Source organism: Streptococcus sp. SCPM-O-B-15304 (M98), from assembly GCF_058200215.1.
In genome coordinates this window covers 1-254 of sequence record NZ_JBYQGQ010000057.1, presented here as the reverse complement: position 1 = coordinate 254, position 254 = coordinate 1, and the positions used below count along the sequence as shown (strand labels likewise).

At 39.4% G+C, this 254-nt stretch carries 1 protein-coding gene; it reads left to right on the top strand.

Going from position 1 to position 254, the window contains the following annotated elements; genetic code table 11:
• A partial coding sequence (locus tag AC3E7H_RS10050; RefSeq protein WP_490676524.1) for a hypothetical protein occupies positions 1 to 254 on the top strand: 254 nt, incomplete at both ends.

The window sequence follows — 254 nt, the reverse complement described above, 5'->3', positions numbered from 1 at the left end:
TACTACAACCCAGTAAGCAAGACTGTTGAAAAACCAAGCAAACCAACTGAAAAACGTGTGAACAGCGTACCAGTATCAGTAGAATTCAACTTCACTAAACGTTTGGAAGGTCGTGAGCTTAAAGCTAACGAATTCAGCTTCGTTCTTAAAGATTCAACAGGTAAAGTTGTTGAAACTGTAACGAACGATGCATCTGGAAACGTTAAATTCTCAGCTATCGAATTCAAGAAAGAGCAAGCAGGCGTTCACAACTA